Source organism: Mesorhizobium sp. M3A.F.Ca.ET.080.04.2.1, assembly GCF_003952525.1.
Lineage (GTDB): Bacteria > Pseudomonadota > Alphaproteobacteria > Rhizobiales > Rhizobiaceae > Mesorhizobium.
Genome location: NZ_CP034451.1, coordinates 551,520 through 569,740, shown reverse-complemented (window position 1 = coordinate 569,740; position 18,221 = coordinate 551,520). Strand labels below are relative to the sequence as shown.

The window sequence follows — 18,221 nt, the reverse complement described above, 5'->3', positions numbered from 1 at the left end:
AGGACTTCGCATGACACTCTACCGGGCCAACCCTAAGGACGGTGTCGCCTGGGTCACGGGCGGCAGCAGCGGACTGGGCCGCTCCTTGGCCAAGGATCTCGCCAATCAAGGTTACGCAGTCGCGGTAACGGCGTTGCCGGACGATCCTGTCGATACGTTGCTGGTCGAAACGGCGCAGATGGCCGGCCATGTGAAGTCCTTTCCCTGCGACGTCACCGACGAGCAAGGCATGGCACGGACGGTTGCGGCGATCGAGAAGCAGATGGGGCCGATCGTGCTCGCCGTCTTCAATGCCGGCAACTATATCGCCACGCCCGGCGAAAACCTCGTCGTGCGCGATTTCCAGCGCTCCTTTGCCGTCAACTACTTCGGCATCGTCAATGGTCTCGTGCCCGCGGTCGGGTGCATGCGCGGTCGCGGGCGCGGCCATGTCGTTCTTGTCGGATCCGTGACTGCCTATTCCGGCTGGCCGACCACCGCGGCTTACGGCGGCACCAAGGCGGCAATCAACATCCTGGCGGAGTCGCTGAAATATGATTTCGACAAGATGAACATTCGCGTCCAGGTGATGAACCCGGCATTCGTGGACACGCCGCTGACGGAAAAGAACATGCTGCCGATGCCGGGACTCATGCCCGTGCACCGAGCGTCGCGCCGCATGCTGCGCGGCATATGCAAAGGCGGCTTCGAAGTCACCTTCCCCTACCACATAAGCTGGCCGCTCAAATTGCTGGGCCTGCTGCCGCGGCCGATCGGTCGCTGGGTCATCGGCCTGACGACGAGCTGGAATGCACGGCCGTTGTTTTACGATCGCAAGCCGCCGAGCCGAAGAAAGCCGTCATCGGATCAGGCGGCATAGAGCGGCAAAACGGCGTCGGCCCGGACAGGCATGGCGATGGGTGGACGGGGTGGACATGAGGCGACGAGTGATGCTTGCGGTGCTTGGGCTCGCCGTCATTCTTGGCTCCGGCTTCTTTCTCGGACCTCGTGTGCCTGTCGATACCATCATTCGCTTCGATCCGTCCGTGATCGGCGACGACCCGCAGGCCTATCTGGCGCGCGAGGAAGCCGCTGTGCCCAGGATCCGCGACGGACTGGAGAAGGAGATCATCTGGGCCAATCCGCTGGTTCGCGCCAAGACCAAACTGTCGATCGTCTATATCCATGGCTTCTCGGCCTCGAAGGGCGAGGTCCGCCCGCTGCCCGATGATGTCGCTGAGCAGCTCGATGCCAATCTCTTCTACACGCGCCTGGCCGGCCATGGTCAGGACGGCGCCGCAATGGCCGAAGGCAGCGTCAACGCCTGGATCAACGATTACGAGGAAGCGCTCGCCATCGGCAGGGCGATCGGGGACAAGGTGATCGTCATCGCCACTTCGACTGGAGGCTCACTGGCGGCCTGGGCCGCAACACAGCCGCGCGCCTCCGAGGGCGTCGCTGCGATCGCGTTCATCTCGCCGAACTTCGGCGTCAAAGCCTCCGGCGCCGAGCTGCTGACCAAACCCTGGGGCAGACAGATCGCCGAACTCGTCGGCGGAAAGGAACACAGCTTTGTGCCCCGCAACGCGCTCAACGCCAGATTCTGGACCTACCGCTATCCGATGAGCGCGGCGCCGGCCATGGCTGCCTTGACCGAACTCGCCTACCGCGCGCCGGTGGACAAGGCGACCGTCCCTGCCCTGTTCATCTTTTCCGATTCGGACAAGGTGGTGCGGCCCGATCGCACACGCGAGATCGCGGGGCGCTGGGGCGCTCCGCACGAACTGGTGCCGGTCGATGATACGGACGATCCCGACGATCATGTCATCGCCGGCGACGCGCTGTCGCCATCGACCACGGCGGTCCTTGCCGAGCGCATCGTGGTGTGGGTGAAGGCACTGACGGAGTAGCGCCGGGTATCCCAAACAAAGGAGCGGCCGAAGCATCGCTTCGGCCGCTCCTTTTTAGCCGCACTGCGTAGCAAGTCTACGGCCGCTGTCTAAGCGGCCCTGTTCGCTGGTCGCTTGCCGCCAAAGCGGCGCTTGTTGTTGCCCTTGAAACGCTTGGCGCCCTCCGGCTTGCGCTCGACATTCGGCTTGGCCGCAACGGCGCGCTCGCCGCCTGGCTTGCCCGAAAATGCCCTTTCGCCTGTCGGCTTGCCACCGAAGCGCTTCTTGCCGAAGCCGTTGCCGGTGTTCGGGCGCCGGCCGTCGCGGCGGGCGCCATGATGCTCGCGATCGTTGGCCGGCTCGAAATGGCGCTCACTCTTTTCCTTGGGGTCGCGTTGCGGGTCGGGGTTGCCGAGATGATCGGCCATCACCGGCAGCCGCATGCGGATGATGCGCTCGACCTGCTTCAGCTTGCCGTTCTCCGACGGATCGCAAAGCGTGATGGCAATGCCGTCCCTGCCGTTGCGGCCCGTGCGGCCGATACGGTGGACATAGCTTTCCGCCTCGTCCGGCAGGTCGAAATTCACGACATGGCTGATGCCGGGCACGTCGATGCCGCGGGCCGCGATGTCGGTCGCCACCAGGATACGTACCGAGCCGTCGCGGAAATCGTTGAGCGCCTTCTGGCGCGCGTTCTGCGACTTGTTGCCGTGGATGACGGCGGCGTTGAATCCATCACGGGCAAGGTCCTTGGTGACGCGGTCGGCACCGTGCTTGGTGCGCGAGAACACGATCACCGAACGCATCGCCTCGTCTGCCAGCATCTTGGACAGCACCTGGCGCTTCTGCTTGGTGCGGGCAAGCACCACGCTCTGCACGATTTCGGCAGCCGCCGTGCTTTGCGGCGCGACCTCGATGCGGACCGGGTTCTTCAGCAGGCCCTTGGCGAGTTCGGCGATCTCGTCCGGCATGGTGGCCGAGAACAGCGCGGTCTGGCGGTCCGGCGCAGTCGCCTTGGCAATGCGCTTGACGTCGTTGATGAAGCCCATGTCGAGCATGCGGTCGCCCTCGTCGAGCACCAGCCATTTGGTATCGGCAAGGATGAGGTCGCCCTCGCGTACCAGGTCGGTGAGCCTGCCGGGCGTGGCAATCAGCACGTCGACGCCGGGCGCGATCTTCTTCACCTGGCTATAGCGGGAGACGCCGCCGAGCACGAGCGCTGTCGAGATATGCGCGCCTTTGGCGAGCAGCTTGATCGTGTCCTCGATCTGTACGGCGAGCTCGCGCGTCGGCGCCAGGATCAGCGCGCGCGTCGTTTTCGGCCTGCGCTTGGTGCCCAGCCCGATGATCTTCGACAGGATCGGCAGCGCAAAGGCGGCCGTCTTGCCCGAACCGGTCTGGGCGATGCCGAATATGTCACGGCCTTCCAGCTGCGGCGGGATCGCCTGCACCTGGATTGGCTTCGGCTCGGTGAAGCCAGCGGCATTGGCGGCCTTGAGCAGCGCGCCGGTGATTCCAAGGGTAGCGAAACCGTTCTGTTCCGCTTGATGTTCGTTGGTCAAAATACTCTTCTTTCACGCGGCTCTGGGCCGCAAAACAGCAATGGCGGCAGGGCGCAACCTGCCGTCGAAAAATTATCAGGAAACGACAAGGCGGCGGACGAGCTGTCCGCGCGGCTGCGCTGTCGTGCCCGCGGACGTCATGCCCCGGGGCTTTTTCGCCACCTTATCGACTGCCGGACACAGGGCCGACTTGCCGGAAGAGGGAAAACAGACGCAACCAGTCTCATGCATGGAGAAAGCCGGACAAGTTCCGGCCCAAGCGCCTATGCCGCCCATATGGCCGAGTCCGCTCCGAAATGCAAGGGGCCGATGCTGCAGTGCAGCAAAACAAGGACGATCGGAGCGCTTGCGCTCCCCTTCCCTCGCGATTACCACAAACCGACTATTCGCATTTGGGGCCCGGCGATGAAAGACGTGCTGAAGGAACTCGAGCGCCGCCGCGAGATCGCCCGCATGGGCGGTGGCAAGGAGAAGATCGAGGCCCAGCACAAGAAGGGCAAACTCACAGCCCGCGAACGCATCGAGGTCTTCCTCGACGAAGGGTCGTTCGAGGAATTCGACATGTATGTTGAGCACCGGTCGACCGACTTCGGCATGGAGAAGACCAAGATCGCGGGCGATGGCGTCGTGACCGGCTGGGGCACGGTCAATGGGCGTCCCGTCTATCTCTTCGCGAAGGATTTCACCGTATTCGGCGGCTCGCTGTCGGAGGCGCATGCCGAGAAGGTGGTCAAGGTGCAGGAAATGGCCCTGCGCAACCGCGCCCCGATCATCGGCCTATACGATGCCGGCGGCGCCCGCATTCAGGAAGGTGTGGCCGCGCTCGGCGGCTACGCCGAAATCTTCCAGCGCAATGTGCTGGCCTCCGGGGTCATCCCGCAGATCTCGCTGATCATGGGACCTTGCGCGGGCGGCGACGTGTACTCGCCGGCCATGACCGACTTCATCTTCATGGTGCGCGACACCTCCTACATGTTCGTCACCGGGCCGGATGTGGTGAAGACGGTTACCAACGAGACGGTGACGGCCGAAAGCCTCGGCGGTGCGTCCGTGCACACGACCAGGTCCTCCATCGCCGACGGCGCCTACGACAACGATGTCGAGGCGCTGCTGCAGATGCGCCGGCTGGTCGATCTGCTGCCGGCCTCGAACACCGCCGAGATCCCCGAGATCGAGTGCTACCAATCGGTGACGGACCACGATCTGTCGCTTGACCGCCTGATCCCGGACAACGCCACCAAGCCCTACGACATCAAGGAACTGATCCTCAAGGTCGCCGACGAAGGCGACTTCTTCGAGATCCAGCAGAATTTCGCCAAGAACATCGTCACCGGTTTCGGCCGTGTCGAGGGCCGCACGGTGGGCTTCGTCGCCAATCAGCCGATGGTGCTTGCCGGCGTGCTGGATTCCGACGCCAGCCGCAAGGCGGCGCGCTTCGTGCGTTTCTGCGACTGCTTCTCGATCCCGATCGTCACCTTTGTCGACGTTCCGGGCTTTCTGCCCGGCACTGCGCAGGAATATGGCGGATTGATCAAGCATGGCGCCAAGCTGCTCTTTGCCTATGCCGAGGCGACCGTGCCGAAGATCACCGTCATCACCCGCAAGGCCTATGGCGGCGCTTATGACGTGATGGCCTCAAAGCATCTGCGCGGCGACATGAACTATGCCTGGCCGACGGCGCAGATCGCGGTGATGGGCGCGCGGGGCGCGGTCGAGATCATCTATCGCAAGGATATCGGCAACGCGGAAAAGATCGCTGCCCACACGAAGGCTTACGAGGACCGCTTCCTGTCGCCATTCGTCGCGGCGGAGCGTGGCTATGTCGACGAAGTGATCATGCCTCACTCCACCCGCCGGCGCATCGCCAGAGCCTTGCGCATGCTGCGCAACAAAGACATGCAGAACCCCTGGAAGAAGCACGACAATATCCCGCTGTGAGCCCGCGCCTTCCAAGCAAACGGGGCTCACCATTGAATCCGATCTCGTTGCCAGCTTTGCGGCGACCGGCGATTTTGTCGTCATCACTCGGCGGATCATCGCCGAACAAGCCGCCTACTCGTCCGCAACCGCTCCAAACCCTGCGCCCACGCTGGCGCGGGCGGCAGTCGCCCAGGGCGTGGCGTGGTTGTCGATGCGCATCTGGAAGAGGAAGTAGGTCGGCGAGCAGAAGCCGATGCCCTTTACCTTGGCGGCTCCCGGCGTGTCTGGTGGCAGCGCCTGGCACATGTAGTCCTCGCGGCAGAAATGCTCGGCCGAGCATGCAGGGCGGTTGCCGCGATTGACAGCCCCGCCGAGGCACTGGTCGAAATTGTTGGTCGCTACGCAGATATCGAACTTCTTGCCACCGACCAGGCCGCAGACTTCGCGGGGCATCGGCTTGCCGGCCTTGAAGCCGGTGAACGCACGATCCTTTTCGTCGCAGCCGCGATAAGCGAAGCCAGCCGGCACGCCGATCTTGGGCGGGCGGCAGGTGTAGTCCGTGCGTGAAATGCCCGGTGAGAAGGCTGCGAACTGGCCGGTGATCATGTAGCGGTCGTTGAACGGCTGCGACTGATTGCTGTGGATCGAGCCGGTCAGGCACGGGTGCCCGGAAAACATCGCGGTGCTATTCTTGGGCAGCAGGCATTGCGCGAGTTTGGTGCGCACCCCCGAGGCAGTTGCGATCGGCGTGCAGACCGTGCCGCCTTCGCATTGCCAGGTTCTGCCGAAGCGGACAGCGTCTTCCGGCATCAGGCATGGCATGGCCATCTCGGCAGAGGCGTAGTCGATCGTGCCGTCGTCCGTCCAGGCAGCGGCCGGCGCAAAGGACAGCGGCCGGAACCGGTTAGGCTCCCTGCCCTGGATCGTCGCCGCCAGCCACGCCTCGCGCCGGGGAATCTCGGCATGGAGATGCGGCGAGATGCCGACTTGGATGCGGTTGAGTGGCGAGGTCGTGCTGTCGTCGAGTCCGATGAAATGGAACCCGGCGGTCGAGCCGGCCTGATGGCACCCCTGGCAGGCGCCGTTGTCCAGCCGCTCGACCAGGGCTTCCGGCGTGCGCGCCAGGGCCAGCTTCGAATAGTCCAACCCGGCGAAATCCTCGGGCTTGAACAGCGGCGTGAACGGGTGGTTGGCCAGCCTCGCGCTGCCGAAGGTCGACCAGGAGATGACCTTTTTCGCCAGGAATTCCTCGGGGATTTCGTAGACGCCAAGATCGATCGCAGCTGCATTGGCGCGGACATAGTCGGCGAGCCGGGCCTTGAGTGCGTCGTCCTCCGAAAGCCGTGTGGGATCCGGCGTGTTTTCCAACGGCTCCTCGGTGACTGCCGTGCCGTCGATACCGAAAATGCGCATCAGATAGGCGGCCTGGCCGCCGAATTCGGTCTCCTGGCCGGATGGAAAGCGCACCACCTGGGCGTTGAGTTCGAGCTGCTTGAAGGAGAGGCTCGCCTTGTCCAGTGGTCCGCCGGTCAGCCAGCCGGCATCGACGCTCTCGTCGAGTTGCGGCATCCAGCGCCCGGCAACCCCGGTGCAGCCGCCATCGGCATCCGTAGCGGCACGGTAGACGGCGCTGAAGTTGAACGGCAGGCGGGAGGCCAGAACCTTGCCGTTCTTCTTGAAGCTGTAGGCAAGGCGATAGATGAACCGCACCTCGCCGCAACCTGCTTCGTTGGAAAGTCCGCCAAAGTCGCGGCGGTCGATCCGGTTGACGACGCCGACCAGCCGGAAGCGCGCCGCATCGGTCTTCAGCCAGCGCATGTCCATGATGCGACCGACGTTGCCGTCGGTCACTTCGTAGAGCGGCCGGCCGCCGGCCTTCATGTCGGCGCGGAGCGCCGCGACGTCGGCGGCCACGGTCTCGACGATGGCGTGGTAGGCCGGCGCATTGTCATAGAGGGTCTTGAGGTCGTCCTTCCCATCCAAGCCGAAGATGCCGGCGAAGCCGAACCCCTTGGCATCGAGCGTGGCGAGAATGCGTGGATCATCGACGATGGTCACCGGACGGCCTTCTGCCGAGGCCGGAAGCGCTGCGAGCACCGCGGCGGCGATGGCGCCGATCAGAGGAAAAACGAGCTTCATCCGGCAGCCGCGTATCCGACAAGCTCGCGCAGCACCGGCACCAGCGCCAGAGGCAGATCCTCGGCGATCAGTCCCGGGCCGAAACGGCTGCCCGCCTCGGCATGGACCCAGACCGCGGCGCAGGCCGCCTCGAAGGCTGGCGTGCCTTGCGCCAGGAACCCGGCGATGACCCCTGCCAGCACGTCGCCTGAGCCGGCAGTGGCAAGCCAGGGCGCGCCGTTGCAATTGATCGCGGCCCAGCCTTCCGGCGACGCGATCACCGTATCGGCGCCCTTGCAGACGATCGCGGCACCGGCGCGCTGCGCGGCCGCGCGCGCCTTGCCCAGCTTGGACAAAGCCTTGTCCGCCATGATGTCAGGAAACAGCCTGGCGAACTCGCCCTCATGCGGGGTCATCACCAACGCCGGCGCATTCGGACCTCGAGCGGCTTCGAACAGACCGGTCGGGGCATCGCGGAATGAAGTGATGCCGTCGGCGTCGAGCACAAGGCCTTCGATCGCTGCAGGTTCTCTCGTGTTGAGCAGCGCCAGGGCAAATTCGCGCGCCTTTTCGCCAATCCCGAACCCTGGGCCGAGCACGAAGGCCGAGGGACGTCTTTCCCTGACGAACGTGCCGATCTCATCGACCGTATCGGCCTTGCGCAGCATGATCGAAGTGAGATGAGCGGCATTCACCTGCATGGAGTTGCCGGGAGACAGCACCGTCACCGCCCCTGCCCCGCTCCTTGCCGCACCAAGCGCCGACAGGCGAGCCGCGCCGGTTGCCGAAGGTCCGCCGGAACAGATGCCGACATGACCTCGCTCGTATTTGTGCGCATCGATTGCCGGAACCGGCATATGCCTGCGCCAGACGGCTGGTGTGTTCTCGAAGGTTCGCGGCGCGACCTGAGCGATGATCCTGTCATCGATGCCGATGTCGGCGAGTACGATCTCGCCGCATTGCTCGCGTCCGGGCAATAGGAGATGTCCGGGCTTCTTGCGTGCGAAAGTGACGGTGACATCGGCCCGAAAAGCCGCGCCGAGGATGGCGCCGCTTTCGCCCGAGACACCCGAGGGCAGGTCGACGGCCACGACCGGCAATCCCTTCGCGATATCGACGGCGCGCTTGGCCTCGCCCGACAATGGCTTCGACAGGCCTGCGCCATAAAGCGCGTCGACCACCACCGAACCCGGTTCCGCCGCGAAAGCCGACAACGGACGCCGCTCCAGAGCGCAATCCGCCGCTGCGATTGCGGCGTCGCTGCCTGCCCGCGGTTCGCCGGATACCCACAAAGCGACATCGACGCCGGACTCGGCCAGCAACCGCGCCACGACATAGCCGTCGCCGCCATTGTTGCCGGGGCCGCACAGCACGTGCACCCGCGTCGCTGCCGGGTAGCGCTCCAGCACCACCGCCGCCACCGCCTCACCGGCGCGCCGCATCAACCCATAGCCATCGAGCGGACCTTCGCTGATCGCCAGCCGGTCGGCCTCTGCCATCTCTGCCGGCGAAAGAAGTTCATTGCTCATGGGATTGCCGATCTTCATCCTATCGAGCATTGTCCGATTTGCTGTTCGAAGCAAACATCGGCGACCCAATACTCACCTGAAACGGTGGCGCCGGAGGGGAATCTGATCGCGGGTTGCGCTGTCTGCCCAATTTTTACGCAGAAGGATGGAGGGACGATGTATACGCTTTGGGCGTTCATGACGCTTCCGACGCAGCGGACGACGCGAATTTGTGTTCGGGTGCAGCATGGCGTGTAAATCGCCCGATACCGCTTCCAATCTCCGGAATTTGGCACAGTTCGTGCTTGATGGAGGCGCAAGCGGGGCACACAACCCGTCTTTTTGGCAGTGGAGGCCACTTTTTACATGAAAAAGATCGAAGCGATCATCAAGCCATTCAAGCTCGACGAAGTGAAGGAAGCGCTTCAGGAGGCCGGACTGCAGGGCATCACCGTCACCGAGGCTAAGGGCTTCGGCCGCCAGAAGGGCCATACCGAACTCTATCGCGGCGCCGAATATGTCGTCGATTTCCTGCCCAAGGTGAAGATCGAAGTGGTGCTCGGCGACGACGCCGTCGAAGGCGCCATCGAGGCGATCCGCAAGGCGGCGCAGACCGGCCGCATCGGCGACGGCAAGATCTTCGTGTCCAACATCGAGGAAGTCGTTCGCATTCGCACCGGCGAGACCGGCATGGATGCCGTCTGACACCCACCATTCTGCAACGTCATCATCAAAAAACGTCATCACACAGGGATACATGACATGACGACAGCCAAAGACATCATGAAGCAGATCAAGGACAACGACGTGAAGTTCGTCGATCTGCGCTTCACCGATCCGCGCGGCAAGCTGCAGCATGTGACCATGGATGTCGTCGAGGTCGAGGAAGACATGTTTGCCGACGGCGTCATGTTCGACGGTTCCTCGATCGCGGGCTGGAAGGCGATCAACGAGTCCGACATGGTGCTGATGCCGGATCCGGAGACGGTCCACATGGACCCATTCTTCGCCCAGTCGACCATGGTCATCCTGTGCGACATCCTCGATCCGGTTTCCGGCGAGGCCTACAACCGCGACCCGCGCGGCACCGCCAAGAAGGCCGAGGCCTACATGAAGTCGGAAGGCATCGGCGACACCATCTATGTCGGCCCGGAGGCCGAGTTCTTCGTGTTCGACGACGTCAAGTACAAGTCCGATCCCTACAATACCGGCTTCCGGCTGGACTCCACCGAGCTGCCCTCGAACGACGATACCGACTACGAGACCGGCAACCTCGGCCATCGTCCGCGCATCAAGGGCGGCTATTTCCCTGTGCCGCCGATCGATTCCTGCCAGGACATGCGCTCGGAAATGCTGACCGTTCTGGCCGAGATGGGCGTGCGCGTCGAAAAGCACCACCATGAGGTCGCCGCCGCCCAGCACGAGCTCGGCATCAAGTTCGACACGCTGGTGCGCAACGCCGACAAGATGCTGATCTACAAGTATGTCGTGCACCAGGTCGCCAATGCCTATGGCAAGACGGCCACCTTCATGCCGAAGCCCGTCTTCGGCGACAACGGCTCGGGCATGCATGTCCACCAGTCGATCTGGAAGGGCGGCAAGCCGACCTTCGCCGGCAACGAATATGCCGGCCTGTCGGAAAGCTGCCTCTACTATATCGGCGGCATCATCAAGCATGCCAAGGCGATCAACGCCTTCACCAACCCGCTGACCAACTCCTACAAGCGCCTGGTGCCGGGCTACGAAGCGCCGGTGTTGCTCGCCTATTCGGCGCGCAACCGCTCGGCCTCCTGCCGCATTCCGTTCGGCTCGTCGCCGAAGTCGAAGCGCGTCGAGGTCCGCTTCCCCGACCCGGGCGCGAACCCGTATCTCGGCTTCGCCGCCATGCTGATGGCCGGCCTCGACGGCATCAAGAACAAGATCCATCCCGGACAGCCGATGGACAAGGATCTCTACGATCTGCCGCCCAAGGAGTTGAAGAAGATCCCGACCGTCTGCGGTTCCCTGCGCGAGGCGCTGCAGAGCCTCGACAAGGACCGCGGCTTCCTGAAGGCGGGCGGCGTCTTCGACGACGATCAGATCGACTCCTACATCGAGCTGAAGATGACCGAGGTCATGCGCTTCGAGATGACCCCGCACCCGGTCGAGTACGACATGTACTACTCCGTCTGATGTCCCCAGACCCGTATTGGCGCCAACCAGAACCCCGGCGAGAGCCGGGGTTTTTTCATGGGCAGCTCATTCACCAGAGCTCAAACAGCAAGAAGCCCCGACGTTTCCGCCGAGGCTCCTTGGCAAGTTCGACAGGCGCGGAACTGATAGCTCCGCGCCGCAAGAAATCAGGCGGCGGCCGAGACCGACGCGTCGGTCGGGACCTGTGAGATCGTCTTCAGCACCTGGGAGGCGATCTGGTACGGGCACCCCTGCGAGTTCGGGCGGCGGTCTTCCAGATAGCCCTTGTAGTCGTTCTTTATGAAGGAATGCGGAACGCGGATCGAGGCGCCGCGATCGGCGACGCCGTAGCTGAACTTGTTCCACGGCGCGGTCTCGTGCTTGCCGGTCAGGCGCTTGTCATTGTCCGGACCGTAGACGGCAATGTGATCCATCAGGTTCTTTTCGAACTGCGCCATCAGCGCCTCGAAATAGGCCTTGCCGCCCACTTCACGCATGTACTTGGTCGAGAAGTTGCAGTGCATGCCCGAGCCGTTCCAGTCGGTGTCACCAAGCGGCTTGCAGTGGAACTCGATGTCGATGCCGTATTTCTCGGTCAGACGCAGCAGCAGATAGCGGGCCATCCAGATCTGGTCGGCGGCTCTCTTGGAACCCTTGCCGAAGATCTGGAATTCCCACTGCCCCTTGGCAACCTCGGCATTGATGCCTTCGTGGTTGATGCCGGCGGCGAGGCAGAGGTCGAGATGCTCCTCGACGATCTGGCGCGCGACGTCACCGACATTCTTGTAGCCGACGCCGGTATAGTAAGGGCCCTGCGGCGCCGGATATCCGCTCTCCGGGAAGCCGAGCGGGCGGCCGTCCTTGTAGAAGAAATACTCCTGCTCGAAGCCGAACCAGGCGTCCTCGTCGTCGAGGATGGTCGCACGGCTGTTCGACTCATGCGGCGTCACGCCATCGGGCATCATGACCTCGCACATGACGAGCACGCCGTTGGTGCGGGCCGGATCCGGGTAGAGCGCCACCGGCTTCAGCACGCAGTCGGAGCTGCGGCCTTCGGCTTGGTTGGTGGAGGAGCCGTCGAAACCCCACAGCGGCAGCTGCTCGAGCGTCGGGAACTCGGCAAATTCCTTGATCTGGGTCTTGCCGCGAAGATTGGGGGTCGGGGTATAGCCGTCGAGCCAGATGTACTCGAGCTTGTACTTGGTCATTCCTGTGCCTCTCGTTGCTGGGACACCGCGCGCCACGGCGGCGTCGACGCATGGCCGGACCGACCCGACCTGCCGATCGTCAAAAAGCAATTCGTATGCCACTCCCCGGTCAATGGGTGCGGCAAAATGGTCGCGACATCGTCCTGAATCCGATGAGCCGACCAGGCGATGCGCCGAGATCAATCAGAAGTGCGGTTTGCACAAATCCTAGGCAAATGCTGAGATTTTTGTAGGCATATTGCCTAAAGGACTCGCAGAATCTATGTTGTAGAAAGTTGAATCGCTCCGATCCTGGAGACGGAAGGAGGCCGCCATGGAAGTCATCACGTCGCGTCCCTCGGCAAAGATTCTGACGTTCCGGCTTGCACGACGAGCACCTGCCTCAAATTTAGGCGCAAAGGCGAAATTCGCGGCAGAACTTGCCTCGCTGCGCACTACGCAGGCCGATTTCGACAGCTGGTACCATGAGGCGGCGATCGAGGAAGAGAACCAGCAGCGCAAGAGCTGACACGCTTTTTCGATTTTCGATACGAAAGAGCCCGGCGCGATCGCTCGCGCCGGGCTTTTCATTGCGGAAGATTCGGGCGGCTATTCCTTGGCGTGCAAGTTGGTGCCGAGCGTATCCCTAACGAAGATCATGCCGATGATGAGCGACATTGCCGCGATGACCACCGGGTACCAGAGGCCGTAGTAGATGTCGCCCTTATAGGCGCTCAGCGCAAACACCGTCGCCGGCAACAGGCCGCCGAACCAGCCATTGCCGATATGATAAGGCAGCGACATGCCGGTGTAGCGGATGCGGGTCGGGAACATCTCGACCAGGATCGCCGCGATCGGACCATAGACCATGGTCACGAACACCACCAGGATGAACAGGATGCCAATCGTCATCGGCCAGTTGACGGCGGCCGGATCGGCGGTCATGGCGAAGGGCCCGCCACCTGGAATGTTGTAGACGGTGATCTCGGGCGCGCCCGCCGCCTCGTCCTTGGTCAGCAGCTTGTCGGCAACGGCCTTGTCGGCGGGAACCGTCGTCTTCTCGCCGCCGCGGATCGTTGCGGCATCGAGCTTCAGTTCCGGATTGGCCGCGATGAAGGCGTCAAGCTTCTGGTCCGGCACCTTGGCCGCGGCGCGCTTCAGCGGGTAGCCACCATCCCGCAGCGACATGTTGACGGCCTTCTGGAAGGTCGCCTCCTTGGCCTTGGCCTGGTCTCCGGCAGCGATGGCGTCGTAGGACTCGACCGTCTCGTTGCCGATCTTGACCGTGGCCGCCGTTCCGGGCGCGGCCGTCGTCACCACGTCATAAGGCACCGAGTTCTTCGTCAGGAACGAGGTCGCGATATCGCAGGAGGTGGTGAACTTCGCCGTACCGACCGGGTTGAACTGGAACCGGCAGTCGCCGGGAGCCGCCGTCACCGTCGCGCGCGTGTTCTGCTGGGCGGTGGCCAAAGCCGGATTGGCGGCCCAGGTCAGTGCCTTGAACAGCGGGAAGGTGCAGACGATTCCCAATGCGAGGCCGGCCATGATGATCGGCTTGCGGCCGATCTTGTCGGACAGCCAGCCGAACACGACGAAGAAGATCGAGCCGACGGCAAGCGCGATCGCGATCATGATGTTGACCGACTGCGGATCGACCTTGAGCACGTTCTGCAGGAAGAACAGCGCGTAGAATTGCCCGTTGTACCAGATCACGGCCTGGCCGGCGGTGAGGCCGAGCAGCGCCAGAAGGGCGATCTTGGCGTTCTTCCACTGGCCGAAGGCTTCCGACAGCGGCGCCTTGGAGCCCTTGCCCTCCTCCTTCATGCGCTGGAAGGTCGGCGACTCCGAGAGCGACAGCCGGATCCAGATCGAGATGGCGAGCAGCAGGAAGGAAACGATGAACGGAATGCGCCAGCCCCAGGAAGAGTAGGTTTCCTTGCTCATTGACCCCTGCACGATCAGGATCACGATCAGCGACAGGAACAGGCCGAGCGTCGCCGTCGTCTGGATCCAGGAGGTGTAATAGCCGCGGCGATCGTCCGGAGCGTGCTCGGCGACATAGGTCGCGGCGCCGCCATATTCGCCGCCGAGCGCCAGGCCCTGCAGCATGCGCAACCCGATCAGGATCACCGGTGCGGCAATGCCCAAGCTGGCATATCCCGGCAGCAGGCCGACCAGGAACGTCGACAGGCCCATGATGGTCATGGTGACCAGGAAGGTGTATTTGCGGCCGACAAGGTCGCCGATACGGCCGAACACCAGCGCGCCGAAGGGACGGACGAGGAAACCGGCGGCAAAGGCCAGCAGCGCGAAGATGTTGCGCGTCGCCTCCGGAATGGTCGGGCTGAAGAAGGTCGTGCCGATGAAGGCGGCCAGCGAGCCGTAGAGGTAAAAGTCGTACCATTCGAAAACGGTGCCGAGCGAAGAGGCGAAGATGACCTTCTTTTCCTCCCGCGTCATGCCGCGGCTTGTCCTGCCGGCGGTCGAAGCCATTGCCATTGATCTATCCTCCCGTGGGATTCCGTCTGTCCTCGAAAGCTGTGCGCCGCGGTCCGCAACTCCTCCGGAAGGCGGACTCAGACGCAACCAACGGGCAAAAAATGACAGAAAGCGCCGCCGAAAGGCATCGAGACGATGGGATTATGACTTTCGTATTAGGTGCGATGCGAAGGCTGCGCGCGCTGCGCTCAGGCCTGGAGCGCTTCGAGCAGACTGACCGCTGCCATCATGTCGCGCTTGCGGGCCGCGCGCCGCGCCACGGCCTCCGCATCCTGGCCCCAATGCTCGATCTGCCAGTCCTCGTCGACATGGGCGGCTGCCCACGCCTGCTCGCCGTCAAGCTCGCCGAAATCGACGGCGAGCGCCAGCAATGCCGAGCCGGTCAGCGAGGTCATGACATGGATGGCGGCCAGCCGCAGCGGTTCGGTGCGCTGGGCAAGATGCGCGCCAAGGACGGCAATCGTCTCGCGCGGCTGCTCGATATGGATTATGCCCTCGGCAAGATTGAAGCGTGCGCCCAGCTTGCTCTTCGCCCAATCGAGGACGGGATCCCAAAACCTGTTCTGCCGCTCGACCAGGCCTTGCGGGCCATCGGCGCGGTAGCAAAGCAGATCGGACGAAGCGAAGCGCAGCACGTCCTCCAGAACCGCCTGCGGGTCGCTGGCGACACCGTCGAGGGCCGTGTTGACGAGGCGCATGACCGGCATCGTCACGGGATCGATGACGTCGCCTTGCGCCGAAAACTCGTCAGCCACCAGGACCGCCGCCTTTTCGGTGGGCACCGCCAGTGGCGCTTTTCCCGGCGTGCGGACCGATTTGCCGTCGAGATGGACGGCAAAGCCCTTTTCGACCGGCACGACCGAGACAGTCTTGTAGAAGCGCTTCGGCAGCGGCGTCTTCATCTGGATCTGAGCGCGGCGGACCGGATCCGGATCGGAAAGCTGCTTTCCCGCTTCGAGGTCGTTGAGGATGTCGCGCATACCGAACTCCTTACGCTGGAACCTGCTTGCGTGACGGCCGGTTGACGATGATCAACCCGGCGGCGATCAGACCGAGCGCGAGGAAGATCCTGACCGTCAGCGGTTCGCCCAGCAGCAACGCTCCGCACAGCACGCCGAACACCGGCGATAGGAACGCAAAGCTCGACAGGCCGGCGGCAGGATAGCGCGTCAGCAGCCAGAACCACAAAACATACGTAAAAGCGACGACATAGAAAGACTGGAACAGCAACGCCAATGTCGGCAATGCGGCAAGTTGGCGGATTGGCGGGCCGGCCAAGGGCAGGACCAGCGCGCCGACGACGGCGGCGCCCGCCAGTTGATAGAGCAGAAGCTTTTCGGCGCTGGTCCCGGCCAGCTTCGAGCGCTTGATGACGATGCTGGTGAGCGCCCACAGGATGCCCGAGCCGAGACTGAGCACATCGCCCATCAGTGTCGCGTGATTGCCGGCGAAAATTCCGTCGGAGAAGACCGCCAGTAGCCCACAGAAGGCAAGAACCAGCCCGCCAAGCTTGCGCGCGTTGATGTGCTCGCCAAGCAGGAAGTGGCCGCCGATCAGTACCCAGAACGGCATGGTGTTGACGAGCAGGGTGTTGCGGGCGACGGTCGTGTATTCCAGCCCGATGTAGAGGCACAGGAACTCTACCCCGAAAAGCACGCCGACGGCGATCCCTGCGATCAGTGTCCCGTCCGCTTCGAACAGCTTGATGCCGCGTAATCGGCACCAGCCGAACACGCACAACCCGCCGAGGATGGAGCGTGCGATCGACACGAAGACCGGATCGTAACCGGCATAGGATATCTTGGCGGCGACGTAGTTCAGCCCCCAGGACAGCGTCAGCCCGACCATGATCGCGGCCGCCGCCATGTCGACCGCGTCGCGGCGGTCCATTTGGCTTGCCGTGGTCATTTCTCAGATTGGCTTTCCAGTTTCGCGAGCACCGCCTTAAGCGCTTCCGTGTTCTGCCTGACGGCCTCGGTATTCTCGCGACCAATCTCGGCCATTGATCCCTGCCTGGCAGCGATCCGGCGGGTGTAGACGAGCCACACGACAAAAATCAGCATGAACGGCAGCCATCCGGTCAACTGACTGGTGAGAGCATTTCCCTCCATAGGCTCTGCCTAGGGCTCCCCGCTTTGTTCGTCGAAGCCGAGCAGGTTCCAGCTCTGGCGCATATGCGGCGGCATTGGCGCGGTGATGTCGATCGCGCCTTGATCGGGATGCGGAATGACGATGCGGCGCGCATGGAGATGCAGGCGGTTCTGGATGCCGCCCGGGAATTCCCAGTTGGTGTCGGCTTCGAAATATTTAGGGTCGCCGATGATCGGGCAACCGATATGGGCGGCATGGACGCGAAGCTGATGTGTGCGACCCGTATACGGCTCCATCTCCAGCCAGGACAGCGCCTGCGCCGCCTGCTCGACGATGCGGTAGTAGGAGACGGCGTGGTCAGCGCCCTTCTCGCCATGCTTGGCGATCCGTACGCGGTCGCCGTCCGGCGTTGCCTCCTTGACCAGCCAGGTCGAGATCTTGTCCTCGCGCTTCGGCGGCACACCCTTGACCAGAGCCCAATAGGTCTTTTTCGTCTCACGCGCCCGGAACGCTTCCGAAAGCTTCATCGCAGCCAGCCTGGTGCGGGCGACGACCAGCACACCGGACGTGTCGCGGTCGAGGCGGTGAACAAGCCGCGGCTTCTCGCCCTTCTGGTTGCGCCAGGCCTCCAGCATGTCGTCGACATTGCGGGTGACGCCGGAGCCGCCTTGGACGGCCAGGCCCGCCGGCTTGTTGAAGACGAAGACTTTCGGATCCTCGTGCAGCAGCATCTTGGCGAGCACGTCGGCATCGCCCTGGTTGCGGATCGAGTGGCCGGTGAGCCCGGCATCGCCCTTCTTGTCGACCTCGAGCGGCGGGATGCGCACGGTCTGGCCGGGTTCGACCCGCGTATCGGCCTTCACGCGGCCGCCATCGACGCGGACCTGGCCGGAGCGCAGGAGCTTCTGCAGATGGCCGAATCCGAGTCCCGGATAGTGGACCTTGAACCAGCGGTCGAGCCGCATGCCCGCCTCGCCGGCCTCCACCGTGATCTGTTCAACACCTGCCATGACTTCGCTTTTCCGTTTGAAAGCGGCGCCATAGCACTAAGGCGAGCCTGTTGCGAGGCAAAGGCCCAACAAAGCGCGGCGATTGCCCCAATCAATCGCGTTGGCCACCAGACCACGATGCTGGCGCGGCGCAGACGGTGGATCGCGTCAGGAACCGCTTCTCGCGGCCATTGTGTCGAGCAAGAACATGCCGCCTCTGCCCGGCACAACGTCGATAGTCGGTATGCTTCCACGCCTCGAATTGCGCGGCGCTGATGTAGACCGGCGTCTCGCCGCTTCTGCTTGG

At 63.4% G+C, this 18,221-nt stretch carries 15 protein-coding genes and 1 pseudogene; 6 read left to right on the top strand and 10 right to left on the bottom strand.

Going from position 1 to position 18,221, the window contains the following annotated elements; all coding sequences use genetic code 11:
* The first annotated feature begins 10 nt into the window (after nt 1–10).
* Together EJ074_RS02645 and EJ074_RS02640 are read left to right on the top strand one after the other, a co-directional pair.
* The gene (locus tag EJ074_RS02645) at nt 11–859 is read left to right on the top strand and encodes an SDR family oxidoreductase (protein ID WP_095807458.1); all 849 of its coding nucleotides are present in this window, start codon (nt 11–13) and stop codon (nt 857–859) included.
* A gap of 55 nt (nt 860–914) precedes the next feature.
* Nucleotides 915–1,889 (top strand): alpha/beta fold hydrolase, encoded by a 975-nt coding sequence (locus EJ074_RS02640; protein ID WP_095807459.1) that lies wholly within the window; start codon nt 915–917, stop codon nt 1,887–1,889.
* Nucleotides 1,890–1,978: 89 nt separating this feature from the next.
* Here the strand turns inward: EJ074_RS02640 and EJ074_RS02635 are convergent, their stop codons facing one another.
* The gene (locus EJ074_RS02635; RefSeq protein WP_095807460.1) at nt 1,979–3,430 is read right to left on the bottom strand and encodes a DEAD/DEAH box helicase; all 1,452 of its coding nucleotides are present in this window, start codon (nt 3,428–3,430) and stop codon (nt 1,979–1,981) included.
* A gap of 405 nt (nt 3,431–3,835) precedes the next feature.
* Between EJ074_RS02635 and EJ074_RS02630 the strand changes: the two genes are divergently transcribed.
* Nucleotides 3,836–5,368 (top strand): acyl-CoA carboxylase subunit beta, encoded by a 1,533-nt coding sequence (locus tag EJ074_RS02630; RefSeq protein WP_095807461.1) that lies wholly within the window; start codon nt 3,836–3,838, stop codon nt 5,366–5,368.
* 114 nt (nt 5,369–5,482) lie between these two features.
* On the opposite strand, the gene EJ074_RS02625 is transcribed toward EJ074_RS02630, so the two are convergent.
* Both EJ074_RS02625 and EJ074_RS02620 read right to left on the bottom strand, forming a co-directional pair.
* Nucleotides 5,483–7,489, bottom strand: a complete 2,007-nt coding sequence (locus tag EJ074_RS02625) for a hypothetical protein (RefSeq protein WP_129552756.1) — start codon at nt 7,487–7,489, stop codon at nt 5,483–5,485.
* Nucleotides 7,486–8,997: an NAD(P)H-hydrate dehydratase gene (locus EJ074_RS02620; protein ID WP_129552755.1), complete on the bottom strand. Its 1,512-nt coding sequence runs from the start codon at nt 8,995–8,997 to the stop codon at nt 7,486–7,488. Before EJ074_RS02620 ends, EJ074_RS02625 begins: the two co-directional genes overlap by 4 nt.
* A 345-nt stretch (nt 8,998–9,342) precedes the next feature.
* Here EJ074_RS02620 and EJ074_RS02615 point away from each other — a divergent pair, with 345 nt between their 5' ends.
* Both EJ074_RS02615 and glnA read left to right on the top strand, forming a co-directional pair.
* The gene (locus EJ074_RS02615; RefSeq protein WP_006205430.1) at nt 9,343–9,681 is read left to right on the top strand and encodes a P-II family nitrogen regulator; all 339 of its coding nucleotides are present in this window, start codon (nt 9,343–9,345) and stop codon (nt 9,679–9,681) included.
* A 57-nt stretch (nt 9,682–9,738) separates the two neighbouring features.
* On the top strand, nt 9,739–11,148 hold the full coding sequence (gene glnA, locus EJ074_RS02610) for a type I glutamate--ammonia ligase (protein WP_095807463.1): 1,410 nt from the start codon (nt 9,739–9,741) through the stop codon (nt 11,146–11,148).
* Nucleotides 11,149–11,315: 167 nt separating this feature from the next.
* Here glnA and EJ074_RS02605 read toward each other — a convergent pair whose 3' ends face one another.
* The gene (locus EJ074_RS02605; protein WP_095807510.1) at nt 11,316–12,356 is read right to left on the bottom strand and encodes a glutamine synthetase beta-grasp domain-containing protein; all 1,041 of its coding nucleotides are present in this window, start codon (nt 12,354–12,356) and stop codon (nt 11,316–11,318) included.
* Between the two features lie 313 nt (nt 12,357–12,669).
* Between EJ074_RS02605 and EJ074_RS02600 the strand changes: the two genes are divergently transcribed.
* Nucleotides 12,670–12,864, top strand: coding sequence for a DUF2735 domain-containing protein (locus EJ074_RS02600; RefSeq protein WP_095807464.1), 195 nt, complete (start codon nt 12,670–12,672; stop codon nt 12,862–12,864).
* 80 nt (nt 12,865–12,944) lie between these two features.
* Here EJ074_RS02600 and EJ074_RS02595 read toward each other — a convergent pair whose 3' ends face one another.
* The 6 genes and pseudogenes from EJ074_RS02595 to EJ074_RS30065 form a co-directional block, all read right to left on the bottom strand.
* Nucleotides 12,945–14,834, bottom strand: a complete 1,890-nt coding sequence (locus tag EJ074_RS02595; RefSeq protein ID WP_095807465.1) for an MFS transporter — start codon at nt 14,832–14,834, stop codon at nt 12,945–12,947.
* A 188-nt stretch (nt 14,835–15,022) separates the two neighbouring features.
* Entirely contained in the window at nt 15,023–15,814 is a 792-nt protein-coding gene (locus EJ074_RS02590) for an ATP12 family chaperone protein (RefSeq protein WP_129552754.1), read from the bottom strand.
* Nucleotides 15,815–15,824: 10 nt separating this feature from the next.
* Entirely contained in the window at nt 15,825–16,742 is a 918-nt protein-coding gene (locus tag EJ074_RS02585; protein WP_095807467.1) for a DMT family transporter, read from the bottom strand.
* Entirely contained in the window at nt 16,739–16,945 is a 207-nt protein-coding gene (locus EJ074_RS02580; protein WP_095807468.1) for a hypothetical protein, read from the bottom strand. The genes EJ074_RS02585 and EJ074_RS02580 overlap by 4 nt, the downstream gene beginning before the upstream one ends.
* Before the next feature lie 9 nt (nt 16,946–16,954).
* Entirely contained in the window at nt 16,955–17,935 is a 981-nt protein-coding gene (locus EJ074_RS02575; RefSeq protein WP_095807469.1) for an RluA family pseudouridine synthase, read from the bottom strand.
* A 91-nt stretch (nt 17,936–18,026) separates the two neighbouring features.
* Nucleotides 18,027–18,209: pseudogene (locus tag EJ074_RS30065) on the bottom strand (DUF779 domain-containing protein); the annotation flags it as partial.
* Nucleotides 18,210–18,221 lie beyond the last annotated feature (12 nt).